This window comes from Nafulsella turpanensis ZLM-10 (assembly GCF_000346615.1).
Lineage (GTDB): Bacteria > Bacteroidota > Bacteroidia > Cytophagales > Cyclobacteriaceae > Nafulsella > Nafulsella turpanensis.
Genome location: NZ_ANNU01000041.1, coordinates 1 through 13,940, shown reverse-complemented (window position 1 = coordinate 13,940; position 13,940 = coordinate 1). Strand labels below are relative to the sequence as shown.

Below are 13,940 nucleotides of genomic sequence, written 5' to 3'. Positions count from 1 at the left end.
TCGTTTATTAAGGCATGAGAACAAAGGTAATAAGCAGGACTTTTAACCATATCACCCTTCAGGAGATAAAGCACCAGACAAAGGTTTCTGAAGCTTACACGGCTGATGATATTGAATTAAATAACCTTCTGAAGGTAGCCACAGATATGGCCGGGAATTACATTGAAAATGTTATTGCCCTCACCTCTTTTGAAACTAAGACAGGGGAATTCTCAGGTACAAAGATCACTATTAACAGAGGTCACTTTTATGGAATTGACTCTATCACTTATACGGACCGTTACAACCAGACAATTACTGTAACAGCCTTTGAAGTAGAAGCGGAAGATCGTCAGTTCACCATCACTTTTGATAGCTGGATTGATGCCACTGAAATGACTATTAATTTTAAGTGTGGCTTTGATGCTTTAACCATTCCACCGGTAGTAAAGCAAGCGATTTTAATTAAGCTGACGGACTTATATGATATAGAAAGAGCATCATATACATCCGGATCATTCCAGCTGAATAAAGCCTTTGAAAACCTCTTAAATTATCATAAGCGGATAAATATATTCTGATGCTGGCATACAAACTTAAATATAAAATAGAGGTCTGGGAGAAGGTAAAAACTAAAAATTCCATAGGTTCCACCACGGAATCTGAAGTGTTGGTTGCTGCCGTGAGTGCTGATGTACAGACCACCATGGGAAAGGTGGCCACTAATGATGACAGGGTTCTTTTTACCACTGAATCTACCTTCATTATTAGGAATTATCCGCTTGTTACTTACAATCACTTTATCAGGTTCAATGGGGATGATTACAGGATTTTAGGGATACAGCCTTTGCCTGATGGAACCGGCCAGATAATTAAGGGGGTGCGGAATGAGTAAGAAGGAATCAGGTTTTGAACTTGAAGGATTCAGGGAGGTGGATGATATGATGAAGCAGCTACCCATGGAATTCCAGGCAGAGATATTGTACAAGCTTAACCGGAAAGCTGCTAACATAGTGAAGAAGGAAATGCAAGCAAATGCACCTGATTCAGAAGGGGATCATATCCGGGAATCTATCATGATCAAAAGGGACCCTGAAGATATGACTGGGGTAACGGTTGGCGTGACTAGTAAGAAGGGATGGATGGTACGCTTCCTGGAATATGGCACTAAGAAGAGAGAAACCAGAAAAGGGGCTGACAGGGGGGCAATTACACAGCCTGATCCGTTCGTGCGGGAGTCCATTGACAATACCATTGATGAGGTAATACAGATGTTCAATACCAATTATCTGAAGCTGGTAAAAAGGGTGGTTAAGAAGTATAATAAGACATTCAGAAAATAATGATACAACTAACAGAAGAAATATATGCTTTGCTTTCAGGGGTGGGGAACACTCACTTTAATATTATAGACACTGATGTTGATTCGACACAACTTCAGATAGTTTATGAACTGAATGAAGCCGGGAGCAACAATACTTTAGATACTAAGGATTATGCGAATGATGTTGCTTTAATAATTAAGCTTCTGCATCCTGATTCATTATCTTTAATGGGTTATAATGCACAGGTTAAGGACTTGTTTTTGAACCATCCGTGGGAACATTGCCGGGATATTCACTATTCAGGATCGGTTCCCATCTTTCCTGATCCTGATCTGGGAGTGCAGCAAAGCACCTTAAAATTCACCCTTTACAGTGATGGAAGCAAGGCCGGTTTATGGGCGTATATAAAAGCAACTTTAGAAGCATTCAAAGAGCGACTTTCTCAATACTATACTAAGCAGGAAGTTCATGACTATGTTGCTACTAATGCACCGGCTCCTGATCTTACCGGCTACGCTACTGAAACCTATGTGCAGAATGCTGTTCCTGATAACACTGATGGATTAGCAGAAGGTACGACCAACCAATATTTCACAGAAGAACGGTCTGTTCTTAGCAAGCTTTCCGGCTATGTAAAGCAAGCTACCACAAGGGCGATTGCTGCAACTGATAGTGTAAGGATGGCTTTGGGGATATTGGAAAATAAGATTGATTCCCATAATCACGATACTGATTATTCGAGCATTAACCACAGCCATACAGCAGCAGAAATAGGGGCTGAACCTGCTTTTACTACGCTTGATGATAGTAAACTCAGTGGGAATGTAGCGAAGAGGAATGAGGACAATGAATTTCACGGAAGCACATTTGTTCCAAACCCTAATGCAATAACAACCCGGTACCCCGCAAACTGGTCAACTAATGATTACGACAGTTCATTAACACAACAGCCCTTTGGAAATATATGGCATGACCTCTTTGCTTTTACTCGTTTTGTTGATGTTACTTATGAAACATTTGACGGTACCACTTGGACAGCTGCACCAGTTGATAAGTATCTTTTTTCTCAAAAGAACGATGGAAGAATAGAGGTTGTAGATGCAGCTTTAACACGAAAAGCTGGAAGGTGGACTTTTAATGGTTCAGGACAGTTAAATTACTCAAATGGAATGTGGCTGGTAATTGGTCACGCATGGACACCTGCACACGAGCAAGAAGTGACGTTTGAAAGTTCCACTGATGGGATAACATGGGTGGTGAAACATGAATCCATAAACGGTTATTCGGGCGATTTAGGCTTCTATCGCTTGTTTAATTATGGGGAACACTCCTATTACAGGGTAACAATTAAGCATGTTTCGGGGGCTGGAATATCTATAAATCAAATAAGGTTACTATCAGCAAGGCCGGGCGATCAGGGTAAAGGAAGCCAACATGAATTTCCATATAAATGGAATGAAGATTTAAGAATGTTTATAGAGTCAGCACAGTTTAACGGTAGAGTTTTAGTAAATAAATCATTCGACAACGGGCAAGCCCTTCAGGTAAACGGGGCACTTCATCTTTCAACTAATCCCCTTCCTTCAACTCCCGTTGATGGTAACATTGAAACAGATGGAACAAACCTTTATTTCACTGCAAACGGAGTGAGGAAGCAGATACAATTAATTTAAGCGATAAAAATATAACGATGTATAAAATAGTACCCTTTCAAATAGCAGCAGCAGGAACAGCAACGCACTTAAATGTTTCCTGTCTGCCTTTCAATATGAGCGACAAAACCGCTTCCTTCTATTATGAATTAATAGAGCAAAAGCAGGTGGAAACAGAACAAGGATTAAGCACCACAGAAAGCCGGGTATTACTTCAGGGTAATAAGGTAATGCCACAGGAAAAGTATCAGGAATGGGGAGTTGACAATATGTATTGTGTGAACTGGCTATGTGCTGAATTAGGGGTTCAGATAGATGCTTCAGTTTTGATCTAACCACCACTTCAGGAGCCGTTTCCGGAATCGTTTATTGATATGTAAACAGGGAAAAATGGCTAACGAAGTATTAAGCAAAGAATTATTTATAGTGGTGGGCGGTAAGACAGTTGCACGGGCGACTTCTTATTCCTTTGACGTATCACAGGACGTTATTGACACGACCACCATCCATAACACAGGGTACAAAGAAGGTATTGCTGGGGACTTATCATGGAACGTCAGCTGTGATGGTTTAGTAACTAGGGGAACAGTGACGGGGGAATCATCTTATTATGATCTGCTTCAGCACATGAAGACCAACAAACAGCCGGTGGAAGTGATGCTGGAAAGTAAAACAGCAGCTGATGAATATGAAAAAGGACCGGCACTGATCACTTCTATCAGCAAATCAGGTGGAACAGGTGAAGTAGTAACTTATTCAGTAAGCTTTCAGGGAGTTGGGGCACTCACTACAGTAACAGTTCCAACACCTATATAATCAATAATTGATGGTTGAATATCTAAAATATAACAAAGAAAAACTTCCCATTAAGGTGGGATTTTATGCACTTAAACACTTTCAGAAGGAAACCGGTAAGAACATGGCTGATCTGGATGGTGATCTTACCTTCGAAGATATTGAATGTTTGTTTTATCACTCCTATGTAAACGGCTGTAAGGCTGCTGAAGGCTTTACTGTGAAGTATGGACGGGATGATATGGAAACACTTCTGGATGATCTGTATATGGATTTTATTCAGGTGATGCCGAAATTCTTTGCCACTAAAAAAAAGTAAGCGGTGAGGGTTCTGAAGCTGAGGTGGATGAATTCAATCAGCTGATCAATACCGATGTAAATTATCTGGTGGCCTACGTCACTAATTATTGTAATATATCTTTTCATGATGTGCTTCTGATGTCACCATTAGAGGCACATTTTTTTATGTACACTCAGGACCGTATCATCTTTGAGCAGCGGAAGCATGAATATGAAGTAATGAGGCTGCAAACCTTCCACATAAACAGAGCACACCAGGACTTTAAGAAGGGTCACATCAGGAAACCTTCTGACCTTATACCCATGCCCTGGGATAATGACCTTCCTGAATTTGAAATCAATCCAGAGAATTACACTGAAGATGCCTTTGCTGCCTTGGATGTGATGCTTGGGCTGAATTAATCTAATCGTTTATTAAATCGATAAACAAGGGGATATGAATAAAGAAGTGCTGGCTGACCTCACAATGAGATTGAGGGCTGAAACTGCCGAATTTAAGCAAAACATAAAGGAAGCTGGGGACAAGGTCCGTGACTTCAGTGCTAAGGCTATGAATCATTCAAAGAACGTGAAAAAGGGCTTTGGAGAGATGAAGGAAGCAGCCGGTACTATGGTTGGTGGTATTATGGAATCGATGGGCGGTATAGGTGGCCAGTTCGCTGAACTAACAGAAGCCTTTCCGCAAATGCTGGGAGGAATCAAAGGTGTTACCGGAGGTTTAAAGGGGTTCAAATTAGCCTTAGCAGGTACCGGAATCGGTTTGTTGGTGGTGGCTTTGGGTTCACTGGTGGTATACCTTACCCAAACGAAGGAAGGGACGGAGATCATCAACACTGCATTCAATACCATTGGTGCGGTGGTCACTACTTTAATTAAAAGGATTGGTTATGTAGGGGAGGCAATATGGAAGGTATTTTCAGGTGACTTTGAAGGGGCTGCAAATGCCGCAAAACAGGCTTTAGCTGGTATTGGTGAAGAACTAGTGAACAACTATAAAAACGGCAAAGCTTTAGGGGATGCTGAAAACAAGCTGGCAAGGGATAAGATCAAGTTCCTGGCTAAGGAAAAGGAAATGCTGGCAGAGGTTGAGAAGCTTAAAACCGAGTTTGAAAAGGAAGATGTTTATTCAGAAAAGGAACGGCTAGCCTTCATGAACAAAGCCCTTGCACTAGAAAAGAAGAGGGCTGAGGAAAAGAAGGCATTAGCAAAAGAAGAACTGAGGATTCAGAACCAGAAGAATAAAATGGCTGGGGGTGAAGAGAGAATTACTAACGCTGAACTTCAGAAGACTTATGAGCTAAAGGCAGCGGTTGCAGAGGTAGAAGAGGAAACACAGGGTAAAATGGCTGAACTTCTGACCATGCAGCTGGAAATGAATAAAAGCCTTCGGGAACAGGATGCAGCCAGAAAGCAGGAGTTAGCCGATATAAGAGAGATCCAAGCCTTAAGAGCAAAGCCACTGCCGGACAATGTGCAGAGCGTTGGTATATCTGCCGATTTTGGGAGCGTGGATGTTCCTGATCTGGCTGGTACGGTGGATGTAAAGCCAATGACACAGGACTTCACAGAGTTAAAAGCAGTGCTTCAGGAAACAGGAACCAGTTTTGCCGGTCTTCAAACCTTTATGACGGGGCTTAATATGCTTCCTATGTCGGAGCAGGTAGGAGTATTAAAAAGCAAACTTGATGAATTAATTCCCACTTTCAGCAGTATATCAGAGGCTATGACAGCCAGTTTTCAGCAGTTTGGTGATACTCTTTTAAATGCAGCCGTACAAGGTGGTGCAAGCTTAAAAGACCTGGCAGCAACTGCAAAAGAAGCAGCCCATGGAATTATCCGTTCCCTAATTGCTCAGGGTGTGGCAGCATTAGTTAAGGGGGCTTTGGTGAATGCTTCATTTTTGGGGCCGGTAGGTTTAGCACTAGCTGCACCTATGGCAGCAGCTGCCGGATCACTTGCAACAGCTGCTTTCAGTTCAGCAATACCAGCATTTGCAAACGGTGGTACCATGCAGGAACAAGGTCTGGCAATGGTTGGGGAACGTGGTCCTGAGCTTGTAAACCTTCCACAGGGGGCGAATGTAACAAGAGCTAACAAAACTGAACAGCTGCTGAGTCAGGCAAATAACATTCATGTGACAATTGAGAGTATAACCAGGGGTGAAGACCTGCATCATATAGTTAAGGAAGTACAGAGAAGACAGGGTAATAATTTCTAATGGCATACGGGGTAAAATACAGAGCAGAATATAAAAACACCAATGGTGATACAATTACCATTAATATTAAGCGGAACGGGTGGACGGGAGCCGTGACAGTAATTGAAAACATTAAGGATTTTGCTGTTATAAAATACCGCCCTTCTGAAGATGAAGTGGTGGTTGGTTCTGAACTTTCCTTCAGTTTCCTTACAAAAGATAAAGCACCTTTTCAGGAACTGCTGACAGCTGAATACAAAGATTTTCAGGTGGAATTTCAGGTGAATCTTCTGAAGCAGTGGGAAGGCTGGCTGATTATTGACAACATCACTACCAGTTATTTTGATTCAGTCTTTACCTTTAGTCTAAGCTTTACTGATGCGCTGGCTACTTTGGACCGGTTCACCATCACCAATGATGCCGGTGGTGAGATATCAGGGGTTAATTCCCTTCTGTGGTATGTGAAAAACAGCATAAAGTTTAATGAACTGCCTTTGAGTTTCGGGATCATCCTGAATACTAAGGAAGTGAATACCATGACTTTAAGCACTGATAATGCACTGTTTAAAGGGCAGCTTCCAGCCGATAGGTTCAAAGAAGTAAAGGATGGGAAGAAGGAAATCTTCAATGCTAAACAGGTGCTGAACTATGTGCTGAAAGACTTTAACTGTCAGATTTATCAGGCAGCTGGAAGGTACTGGATAGTGAATAATTTAGAGGTGGGTTCAACCATTTATTACCATAATTTCAGCGACCTTTTGCAGACCGGTACGGCCACTAATATGGTGGGTTCAGATATTACAGGGAAAAGGTTCGACCGTTCCAATGAGCTTACAAAAAAGAGGCCGTTAAAAACTGCATCCACTACCTACAGGAATAAACATATCCCTTCAAACCTTATTCCAAACGGTGACTTCTCCACCACGGATGTTACCTTTTATAATGAAGGGGATGATCCGCTGACAGTCAACAGTCAGAACATATCCGTTCAGGGTGGTGAACTGGAATTATTCACTTCCGGTAACAACTTAGCTCAAACCTCTTTTTTTACTGATGATATTGCTATTGAAAGAAAGACAGATGGTGACCTTATAGAAGTTCAGTTTGACTTTTATTTAAAGAACATCATTTATGCCGTGGCCGGAACCACCAGTGATGGAACTGCCGGACAGTTTGACAGGCAACCGAGCTTAGAAGTACATCTGAAGAGGCCGGACGGGACCACAACAATGAAGGGCTTTAATAACCTACTGACCACCACCAAAGCAACCTTTAAAGAGTCATTCCAGAACACCGGCTCAGGAACTAACTATGTTGTTACCTTTAAAGTAATGGCAGGGCTGGAAGGGGAATTCAATGAAGTTACCTTCCGGATTGATAACTTTTCAGTGATACCTGTTATTCCTGAATCAGAGGGTTCAAATGTTTCTTATGACAGGTTCTTTTCAGTAACTAATACCGCAAATTCTGCCATTGATAAAGCAGAAGATGAAATCCTTATTGGTGATGGAATCCAGCTGAATGATGTAGGGAATATAAGAGTTGGTTCCGTGCTGACAAACAAGTGGAACAGCTTCGGAAAGACTGAAGGCACCAGCTTACAATATTTGTATCTGATCAATAAACTGAGGCTGAACCAGAAGTTCCGGAATAATATCCGCTTAAGGGTGATAGATGATTCCTTTCAGCAGATAGGCTTTAACCAACATATCCGGTTTGATGGTAAGACTTATATAATATCTGAATATACTCTTCAGTACGGGAGTACTCACAATGCTTATGATTTTACCCTTTTAGAGCTTCCTGAAACAGATATTACCACTCAAACAGGGATGGTTCAGCTGAATACTTCAGGAGGTAATAAACCGGCTCAAAATAATTCAGTCACTTATGATGAAACTGATCCCACAGTTCCGGATGTCGTGAAGGCAATAACAGCCACAGACATAAGCAACTGGAACGGGAAGAGCCGGACACTAGAAGAAACATTAACAGCCGGTAACACCACCACCAAAAGTCTAATTTTAAAGAATGCAACCGGCCAACAGTATGAATTAAAAGTAAGTGATGCCGGTCACTTGGTTTTTAGCGGTGGAGTGGACCAAAATGTCCATTTTAGCGGTGATGCAGTAGCATTTAGTAGTGCAGCACCACCAGTTGCAAGCTGGTTTGATAACCTACAGAAAGCAAGTACAACAGTATACGGGGTGATTAAAGTAGGCAACGGGTTAAGTATTACAGCAGATGGTATTTTAAGTGCTAATGCCCAACAATATACCCTACCTACTGCAAGTGCTACAGTGTTGGGTGGTGTTAAAATAGGTTCGGGAATAAATATTACTACTGATGGAACCATATCAGCAGACATTCCATCTGGTGTTTGGACTACTTCAAACTTAAAAGTTGATAATCTGATAGAAGCAGCAACAGGATATTCCTACGTTGAAAATACAGACCTGAATAATTTAAAATCGGGTTTTCAATATGCAAATTCAAATGCATTAAATAAGCCTTATAATGGCAATATTTTTACAAACCGACTAGAAGCGAACTACGGAGCGCAAATATTTTTAAGTAATTCAGGGCATGATTTTAAAGTGCGTGGTTTAGAGGGTGGTGCATGGTCAGGATGGAATACCGTTTGGCATTCTGGAAATTTAAATGTTTCGAATGGCACTAATAATGCTCTTAATATTAATAGTTTAACAGGTTCTATGTTAATAGGTGCATTAAATGCATCATGGTGTCATTTTCAGACAGACAGACCTGCTTTCCATTTCAATAAAAACGTTCATGTACAGGGTGAAATATACGCAGGTTCATCATATAATGATATTGTATGGCACTCAGGGCAAACGGGAATTAGTAATAATGCAAAGATATATCCATCATCTACTAATAGAAGAAGTACAGGAATGTACGGGGTGTATGATCCTTACAAAATAGGTCATGTGTGGAGTATGGGGACAGCCTATAAAATTGCTGATGATGGTTCTACTTTCGGGAATTTGTATGGTATTGCATATAAACACACATATAATACAACGGGCGGTGACATGGCTGGGAGTCATCAAATAGTATTTTGTGGTAATGGTATTGCAGGTGCATCAATAGGTTTTTCAACTGGTAATATATGGGCAAGAAATACAATTACAGCAGGGGGAGACATTACAGCATATTCAGACATTACAGCATATTCAGATGGAAGAATAAAAACGGATGTTTCCACCATTAAAAATGCTTCTGAGATAGTAAAAAATCTACGTGGTGTAAGGTATAAAAGAACAGATATTGAAGATAAGGAACGTGTACACGTTGGGGTAATTGCTCAGGAGGTAAATGAAGTGCTTCCAGAGGTGGTTAATTATAACGAAGAAACAGACCGTTATTCAGTTAATTACGGTGCTATGGCCGGTCTGTTTATTGAGGCAATCAAAGAGTTAGAAACAAAGATTGAAGAACTGGAAAGGAGAAATAAATAATGGCAACATATCCAACACCGTACGGAACACCTAAAATTACTCAACAAAACTGCACACATAGAGAAATATATTTTGAATTATACGGTGCAGAAAGAACGGGTTCTACTTCTCAAAAAGCTTTAATAGATGAAGGAAGGAGAATAAGACCATACCTGATGGACAGTACTGGTTACCATTTAGGGCAGTTCGTGGGCTTTAAAAAGAATCTCTCTTATTTCTCCCTTAATACTACCTTAACCAGTGTGGATGTATACAGAAACAGTTCTTTAATTCAGGATAATTTAACTGATTCGATGATCTGGTATGATTACGAAAGTAACCCTAATGGCTACACAATACAGATAAGGAAAGCAGATGGAACATTATTTACTGCTGGTGATAATTATAATTTAACAGTAGATAGGGTAAACGCTGATACTCCAACAGCTAACAGTGAGCAGATACTTAGTATATTAGATTATGCCTCTCAGAGTTTTACCCTTAAAAATGATAGTTTAGATACTACTAATTACAGTTACAATATTTCGCTGATGTTGGGTGATGCTGTTTTTGGTGATTGTATTGGTTCATCCAAAGTGAACGGCTCACTGAAAACCACTTATAACGGGACATTTACCCTATCAAGTGCGGAGGCTGTTCTTTTCTCTACAGATGCAAATGAAACGATGTATCTGGAAGGTGGATTAACATCTGGTGCAAAGGTAGAACTTTACACCCGGACCAAAGGAACTTCTAACGCTTGGGCTTTAACTAAAACAATTACCAGCTATGCAGGTGAAGCACTGGTTAATGATTTTAATGTGAATGATTATAAAGTGATTGTCGGTGGGGGTACTTTATAAGCTGTCGTTTATTAAGTAAAACTATGGTATATATTTTATTGACAGTACTCTTTGCCGGAATCACTTTCCTGCTTTACAAGAGATTAACAGCACCTGAAAGAAAGAAGGGTTCAGGTGGGTCACCGGCTTATGAAGACAGAATCAAAGAGGACGGAAGGAAAGATCATCTGCAAGGGGAATGAAGAAGTTATTAAGCACCTGGAAGGAATCTTTTCAGGGGGTGGATGGGAAGCTTTCCAGCAGGAAACTTTCAGCCTTCCTTCACTATGTCCTGATGACAGTAAGCACCTTTGTCCTTTGGTATAAGACAGCTGAAGGAATGGTACTTCTTTACTGTTTATTGGCGCATGGTGGCTTTGCATTGTTATTGCTGGGGATAGTTACCATTCAGCACATAGTAAGTCTTTTGAAAGCGAATAAAGGGGTATGAGTACAAAGGACATAAGCAGCTTCCAGAAAAATATAATTGGCTGGATAGGTATAAGTATTACCCTGATAGCTGGGTTAATTTCCATGCACTCGCGCATAAGTGAAAACTCACTGAGGATTCAGAAGAACGAACAAGTAATTGAAGCACTTCAGAAGGATAACCGGAAAATTTTTGAACTTATGAACCAGATGCGCCTGGAGAACCTTCAAAACTTCACTGATATCAAACTTCAGTTAAAAGATAAGGCAGATAAGAAAGACTGAACTGAAAAATGAAGTTAACACCTGAAGGAATAGAATTGATTAAGGAGCATGAAAGCTTACGTTTAAGGGCTTATTTGTGCCCTGGGGAAGTCTGGACCATAGGGTACGGAAACACCTATTACAGGGACGGAAAGCAGGTAAGGAAAGGGGATGTTATCAGTAGGCAGGAAGCGGAAGAACTATTTGATTATGTAGTGAATGAATTTGCTACTGAGGTAAAGGAATTAATTCAGGTGCCTCTTACAGATAACCAGTTCAGTGCTTTGGTTTCCTTCAGCTATAATATAGGAATAGGAGCCTTCAGCAACAGCACCCTTCTGAAGAAGCTGAATGCAGGTAATAATTATGCAGCTGGAAAGGAGTTCCGGAGGTGGGTGTATGATAAAGGGGAAGTACTACCTGGATTAGTGAAAAGGAGAAAAGAGGAAGAGGCTTTGTTTTTCAGTTACACCCCTTTGAAGGTTCCGGACTGCCTTCCTGATTAATAAAAAACATTCACTTATGTTGACACTCAGTAAAGCATAAGCCTGAAGGTAATTTCATTTGAAGGTTCCCAGCTGCTTACTCCTTCCCTTAAAAAGAAAAAAAAGATTCAGAAATGTTATTCATCAGTAGAGCTTCCCACTGGAAGAAGTTCATTTGAAGGTTATCATCTGCTGACACTTTTCACTCATAAAAATCTATCATTTATAAGTAACAGAAAAAGTCTATCATGAACGATAAGTATATAATATATTACTGTTCGTGATAGAGTCTTAATTTATGGGTTTACTTCTTCTTCAGCTGTTTTCCTTCCAATTGTTCCACTGAGACTTAAACCTTCCTGAGAGTCAACATAAATGAATGTTTTTTATTTAGGGGTTGGGGTAATGGGTTCAGCTGAGAGGGAAAAAGAATACCTTCAGTAAGCGGAAAACAAAGGAGAGCACCAGCCCGATAATCAGCACCCACACCAGAAAGCTGAAGTGGTCAGATAGTTTTTCAAAGAAACCTTTTTCTTCTTCCACCACCACCTTCCTGTCATTCGTGATGATAGTAGTGGTATCAGCTACAATAATTTCCTTTTCAATAGCCGGTACCTGAACAGAAGCATGAAGTTCCCTTCCCTTCAGCTGGTGGGTGATGCTGATCCCTGTCTTCTTATCTACATGTGTAACAGGGTGGCCGTTCATTAATTCTTCCAGGTGCAAGGTATCAAAGGCTGTTCTTTCACCTATAGAAAGCTTATATGACCGCTGTCTGACGCTGACTTCCTTCAGTTGGGTACTTACATCACTTATTGGTTTTGATACCTTACATCCGCTAAAAATGATTGCTGAGAGGGTAATTAATATTAGTTGCTTCATACCTGAATAAACGGTTCATCAATTTTTATATCCAAGTGGTGCTTTAAACTAATCTAAAGGAAAGGTAAAACTGAAATTCCGGTAAGTGAGGGAAGAAAAGGGTACTTTTTAAAGTAGTTTAATTCGGTTAGTGTATTATTGGTAAAGTTATAAATGAAGGGGTGTGTAAATATATTATATGCCTGTTTGGTGGCGATAAAGTTCAATTATTAACTTACCTGATATTGCTTCCCTTCCAGCTTCCCGGTACCTTTGGGTTGAAAGTTGAGAACATAAAACTTTTCAGAAGAACCTTGTGACCTTTTTGAATGAATTAAGTCTTTATGAGCTCAGTTTAAAAATCATAAACCAAAAACAACAAAGTTACTTATGAGAAGAGAAAAATTGAAACAAATAGGGGGTGCCTATCATGCAATAGGTGCATATGGGAATCAAAAATTCGCTGAAGCTCTTTTACACTATTTAGAACAAACATATTATGTAAGCGGAAAGGCACTTATCGGGGGTATGATTATACTTGATGATTACTTGCTAAAGGACCTTGACTTTTTTCTTCAATTCCAGGGTGTAAGAGTGGAAAAAGAAATTGATGAGATATTAGTTATCCCTTATTCAGCTGTTAACCAAATGCTTATAAAGTTAGATTTGAATTGAAAGGTTAAATTTATCCCAACCGGCCTGGACTCTTAACAGGGTTCGGGCTTTCTTTTTTGCTGTCGTTTATTCCGGTATATGGCAAAGAAGAGAATCAATTCAAAAAATAAAGGCAGTGCTTACGAGAGAAAAATTATAAATGAACTGAAGGAATGGTTTCCGGATGCTGTAAGCTCCAGAAGTGAAAGCAGAAGTCTGGATAATCAGAAGGTGGATGTTTGCTATACAGACCCTCTCCAAGTCCAATGTAAAGCCGTTGAAAAAAGTCTTGATGTACATTCAATACTGAATTCCATGCCGGTGAACGGAATGATGAACCTAGTTTTCCATAAGCGGAACAATCAGGGGTGTATAGTAGCGATGAAGAAAGAAGATTTTTATCAGCTGTTAGAAGGTATGATGCACACTAAAACCAAGAAATAAGTTACCGGTCCAGGAGTTCGCGGCTTTTATAGTTGCATTATTCTAATATGTAACTCACTAAAAATGTATACGAAAAGGGGGAAATCGTATACGAAAAACAGCCAAAAATCGTATACAAAAAATAAAAAACCCCCTTAGCGTAATGTTAAGAGGGTTTTGTTCGTATACTTCGTGATCCCATCAGGACTCGAACCTGAAACCTACTGCTTAGAAGGCAGTTGCTCTATCCAGTTGAGCTATGAGACCAATTTT

At 40.3% G+C, this 13,940-nt stretch carries 17 protein-coding genes and 1 tRNA gene; 16 read left to right on the top strand and 2 right to left on the bottom strand.

The features are described 5' to 3' along the window. Window positions 1–14: 14 nt before the first annotated feature. From F752_RS0115795 to F752_RS0115725, 14 genes are all read left to right on the top strand, one after another. Window positions 15–560: a head-tail connector protein gene (locus tag F752_RS0115795; protein ID WP_017732717.1), complete on the top strand. Its 546-nt coding sequence runs from the start codon at window positions 15–17 to the stop codon at window positions 558–560. Then, a complete protein-coding gene (locus tag F752_RS0115790) occupies window positions 560–874 on the top strand; it encodes a phage head completion protein (RefSeq protein ID WP_017732716.1) in 315 nt (104 codons plus the stop codon). Before F752_RS0115795 ends, F752_RS0115790 begins: the two co-directional genes overlap by 1 nt. Next, entirely contained in the window at window positions 867–1,322 is a 456-nt protein-coding gene (locus F752_RS0115785; RefSeq protein WP_017732715.1) for an HK97-gp10 family putative phage morphogenesis protein, read from the top strand. The genes F752_RS0115790 and F752_RS0115785 overlap by 8 nt, the downstream gene beginning before the upstream one ends. Beyond that, entirely contained in the window at window positions 1,322–2,977 is a 1,656-nt protein-coding gene (locus tag F752_RS0115780; protein ID WP_017732714.1) for a hypothetical protein, read from the top strand. The genes F752_RS0115785 and F752_RS0115780 overlap by 1 nt, the downstream gene beginning before the upstream one ends. Window positions 2,978–2,994: 17 nt before the next feature. Next, complete coding sequence (locus tag F752_RS0115775; RefSeq protein ID WP_017732713.1) at window positions 2,995–3,291, top strand: hypothetical protein; 297 nt, start codon at window positions 2,995–2,997, stop codon at window positions 3,289–3,291. A 55-nt stretch (window positions 3,292–3,346) separates the two neighbouring features. After that, complete coding sequence (locus F752_RS0115770) at window positions 3,347–3,772, top strand: phage tail tube protein (RefSeq protein WP_017732712.1); 426 nt, start codon at window positions 3,347–3,349, stop codon at window positions 3,770–3,772. A gap of 103 nt (window positions 3,773–3,875) precedes the next feature. After that, window positions 3,876–4,070: a hypothetical protein gene (locus F752_RS0115765; protein ID WP_152425166.1), complete on the top strand. Its 195-nt coding sequence runs from the start codon at window positions 3,876–3,878 to the stop codon at window positions 4,068–4,070. Window positions 4,071–4,093: 23 nt separating this feature from the next. Beyond that, window positions 4,094–4,453, top strand: coding sequence for a hypothetical protein (locus F752_RS0115760; protein ID WP_017732710.1), 360 nt, complete (start codon window positions 4,094–4,096; stop codon window positions 4,451–4,453). Window positions 4,454–4,601: 148 nt separating this feature from the next. Continuing rightward, entirely contained in the window at window positions 4,602–6,269 is a 1,668-nt protein-coding gene (locus tag F752_RS0115755) for a hypothetical protein (RefSeq protein ID WP_160164122.1), read from the top strand. Continuing rightward, window positions 6,269–9,730, top strand: a complete 3,462-nt coding sequence (locus F752_RS0115750) for a pyocin knob domain-containing S74 family peptidase (RefSeq protein ID WP_017732708.1) — start codon at window positions 6,269–6,271, stop codon at window positions 9,728–9,730. Before F752_RS0115755 ends, F752_RS0115750 begins: the two co-directional genes overlap by 1 nt. Beyond that, window positions 9,730–10,572: a hypothetical protein gene (locus F752_RS0115745; RefSeq protein ID WP_152425165.1), complete on the top strand. Its 843-nt coding sequence runs from the start codon at window positions 9,730–9,732 to the stop codon at window positions 10,570–10,572. The genes F752_RS0115750 and F752_RS0115745 overlap by 1 nt, the downstream gene beginning before the upstream one ends. A 178-nt stretch (window positions 10,573–10,750) precedes the next feature. Next, on the top strand, window positions 10,751–11,002 hold the full coding sequence (locus F752_RS0115735) for a hypothetical protein (RefSeq protein ID WP_017732705.1): 252 nt from the start codon (window positions 10,751–10,753) through the stop codon (window positions 11,000–11,002). Next, window positions 10,999–11,265 carry a hypothetical protein gene (locus F752_RS0115730; RefSeq protein ID WP_017732704.1) on the top strand — a complete coding sequence of 89 codons (267 nt, stop codon included), beginning with the start codon at window positions 10,999–11,001 and terminating at the stop codon, window positions 11,263–11,265. The genes F752_RS0115735 and F752_RS0115730 overlap by 4 nt, the downstream gene beginning before the upstream one ends. 8 nt (window positions 11,266–11,273) lie before the next feature. Continuing rightward, entirely contained in the window at window positions 11,274–11,750 is a 477-nt protein-coding gene (locus F752_RS0115725; protein ID WP_017732703.1) for a lysozyme, read from the top strand. 390 nt (window positions 11,751–12,140) lie between these two features. Here F752_RS0115725 and F752_RS0115720 read toward each other — a convergent pair whose 3' ends face one another. Beyond that, a complete protein-coding gene (locus F752_RS0115720) occupies window positions 12,141–12,611 on the bottom strand; it encodes a hypothetical protein (RefSeq protein ID WP_017732702.1) in 471 nt (156 codons plus the stop codon). 369 nt (window positions 12,612–12,980) lie between these two features. On the opposite strand from F752_RS0115720, the gene F752_RS0115710 reads away from it, so the two are divergent. Together F752_RS0115710 and F752_RS0115705 are read left to right on the top strand one after the other, a co-directional pair. Then, a complete protein-coding gene (locus tag F752_RS0115710; protein WP_017732700.1) occupies window positions 12,981–13,265 on the top strand; it encodes a hypothetical protein in 285 nt (94 codons plus the stop codon). 78 nt (window positions 13,266–13,343) lie between these two features. Then, window positions 13,344–13,688: a hypothetical protein gene (locus F752_RS0115705; RefSeq protein WP_017732699.1), complete on the top strand. Its 345-nt coding sequence runs from the start codon at window positions 13,344–13,346 to the stop codon at window positions 13,686–13,688. A 172-nt stretch (window positions 13,689–13,860) separates the two neighbouring features. On the opposite strand, the gene F752_RS0115700 is transcribed toward F752_RS0115705, so the two are convergent. Continuing rightward, window positions 13,861–13,934, bottom strand: a tRNA-Arg gene (locus F752_RS0115700). Between the last annotated feature and the right edge of the window lie 6 nt (window positions 13,935–13,940).

What these genes read in the sequence shown, in the direction of transcription:
- F752_RS0115795 (WP_017732717.1), top strand. Translation starts at nt 15, where the DNA reads ATGAGAACAAAGGTAATAAGCAGGACTTTTAACCATATCACCCTTCAG.
- F752_RS0115790 (WP_017732716.1), top strand. Translation starts at nt 560, where the DNA reads ATGCTGGCATACAAACTTAAATATAAAATAGAGGTCTGGGAGAAGGTA.
- F752_RS0115785 (WP_017732715.1), top strand. Translation starts at nt 867, where the DNA reads ATGAGTAAGAAGGAATCAGGTTTTGAACTTGAAGGATTCAGGGAGGTG.
- F752_RS0115780 (WP_017732714.1), top strand. Translation starts at nt 1,322, where the DNA reads ATGATACAACTAACAGAAGAAATATATGCTTTGCTTTCAGGGGTGGGG.
- F752_RS0115775 (WP_017732713.1), top strand. Translation starts at nt 2,995, where the DNA reads ATGTATAAAATAGTACCCTTTCAAATAGCAGCAGCAGGAACAGCAACG.
- F752_RS0115770 (WP_017732712.1), top strand. Translation starts at nt 3,347, where the DNA reads ATGGCTAACGAAGTATTAAGCAAAGAATTATTTATAGTGGTGGGCGGT.
- F752_RS0115765 (WP_152425166.1), top strand. Translation starts at nt 3,876, where the DNA reads ATGGCTGATCTGGATGGTGATCTTACCTTCGAAGATATTGAATGTTTG.
- F752_RS0115755 (WP_160164122.1), top strand. Translation starts at nt 4,602, where the DNA reads ATGAATCATTCAAAGAACGTGAAAAAGGGCTTTGGAGAGATGAAGGAA.
- F752_RS0115750 (WP_017732708.1), top strand. Translation starts at nt 6,269, where the DNA reads ATGGCATACGGGGTAAAATACAGAGCAGAATATAAAAACACCAATGGT.
- F752_RS0115745 (WP_152425165.1), top strand. Translation starts at nt 9,730, where the DNA reads ATGGCAACATATCCAACACCGTACGGAACACCTAAAATTACTCAACAA.
- F752_RS0115735 (WP_017732705.1), top strand. Translation starts at nt 10,751, where the DNA reads ATGAAGAAGTTATTAAGCACCTGGAAGGAATCTTTTCAGGGGGTGGAT.
- F752_RS0115730 (WP_017732704.1), top strand. Translation starts at nt 10,999, where the DNA reads ATGAGTACAAAGGACATAAGCAGCTTCCAGAAAAATATAATTGGCTGG.
- F752_RS0115725 (WP_017732703.1), top strand. Translation starts at nt 11,274, where the DNA reads ATGAAGTTAACACCTGAAGGAATAGAATTGATTAAGGAGCATGAAAGC.
- F752_RS0115720 (WP_017732702.1), bottom strand. Translation starts at nt 12,611, where the DNA reads ATGAAGCAACTAATATTAATTACCCTCTCAGCAATCATTTTTAGCGGA.
- F752_RS0115710 (WP_017732700.1), top strand. Translation starts at nt 12,981, where the DNA reads ATGAGAAGAGAAAAATTGAAACAAATAGGGGGTGCCTATCATGCAATA.
- F752_RS0115705 (WP_017732699.1), top strand. Translation starts at nt 13,344, where the DNA reads ATGGCAAAGAAGAGAATCAATTCAAAAAATAAAGGCAGTGCTTACGAG.